The organism is Austwickia chelonae NBRC 105200 (assembly GCF_000298175.1).
Lineage (GTDB): Bacteria > Actinomycetota > Actinomycetes > Actinomycetales > Dermatophilaceae > Austwickia > Austwickia chelonae.
On record NZ_BAGZ01000013.1, the window covers coordinates 1 to 1,508 of the forward strand.

Annotated in this window: 2 protein-coding genes; both read right to left on the minus strand. The window is 61.7% G+C overall.

Annotated features, from left to right (window positions below):
* Nucleotides 1-781, minus strand: a 781-nt coding sequence (locus AUCHE_RS10785) for a S8 family peptidase (protein WP_246785321.1), incomplete at its 3' end; no start/stop codon positions are given.
* Between the two features lie 19 nt (nt 782-800).
* A partial coding sequence (locus tag AUCHE_RS10790; RefSeq protein ID WP_006503338.1) for a S8 family serine peptidase occupies nt 801-1,508 on the minus strand: 708 nt, incomplete at its 5' end.

Consider the following 1,508-nt stretch of genomic DNA (forward strand, 5'->3'; position numbering starts at 1 on the left):
ACACCCCATTCCCCTGCCCATACACCAACCCATCCTTCTTATAAATACCCCGATTCGACTTCGGATGAATCTGCAAATCCGCCGTCACCCCACCCACCTGCAAAGCCCCAAAAGCCTCCCGCCACGCCGTTCTCTCAGCCTGCCCATCATTCCCTGCCGCCACCACAATGACGACATCCTTCTCCTGAGCCTCAATAAAAGCCCGCGCCTTCTCGTTATCCAACCCGCCGACCTGAGAAATATTGATCACCTTCGCCCCCTGCGCCAGGCAATACCGGACCGACTTCGTCATCACCCCCGCCTGAGTCATGTCAAATACCGTGCTGGACACCGAAATAATCGTCGCGTCCGGCGCTGCCCCGATAATCCCCTGCGACCGCCCCGGACCAGACCCCCGACCAGCGATATACGCCGCCATCCCCGTCCCATGAGCAGTCTCTGGTTTCAACCCATTAGGAGCCCCCTTCCCCGACACATCCGTACCGCCTTCAAAACGCACCCCAACCAGATCCTGATGCGTCGCGTCAATCCCCGAATCGATCACACACACCTTCACCCCCGCACCCTTAGACACGGTCACCGATCGGTCCACCCCCAACCCGGTGATCCACCACGACCGCTCCCGCACCAACTGCCGCTTCTCCTCCGGCGATAACGGATCCGACGGCGCCGAAACCACCGGCGCTGCCACAGCCGTCGCTGACGCCGCCGACACCGGCAACACCGGCAACACACCGGCCAACACACCCACACACACCCGAGCCACACCAGACACCATCACACCGACCAACAGCCCTACGTCAGCCCTGCCGCCCCACACCACGGCGACGCCGCCACCAGAACACCCCACCAAACACACCAGCCACCGCCACCACAGCTACGCCAGCCATCTTCAACTGCTCACGCCTCTTCACAGACTCCGCTTTCGCTTCTTTCTCCGCCTCCCAAGCCGCTAACTCTTCCTGAAGGTTGTACGTCGGCTTATACGACCGATCCCATTCACCCATCGACGCCGTATTCGACGGACGACCACGAGCGGTATCCCCTTCCCGGAGTTTTCCCAACGGGTTCTCCTTATCCCCCACCGGAACATCCGCCGTCACCGCTGCATAAGCATCCACCACACCCCACCCACACTGCTCATCCGGCACCGGACCGCCACCATTGCGCTTCGCTGTCGCCAACACCCGCCGAATCACCTGACCCGCAGACAACTCCGGATACTTCGACCGCACCGCAGCCACCACCCCCGACACCACCGCCGTCGCCGCCGATGTCCCCCCACCATGCTTGGTATATCCCCCGGTCGGTGAAGCCCCCGGAATCGGCTCCCCCACCTTCACCGCATACGGCCCACACACCCCATTCCCCTGCCCATACACCAACCCATCCTTCTTCTGAATACCCCGATTCGAGTCAGGATGAATCTGCAAATCCGCCGTCACCCCACCCACCTGCAAAGCCCCAAAAGCCTGCCGCCAATCACCCCCATCTGTTGCCTTGTCATT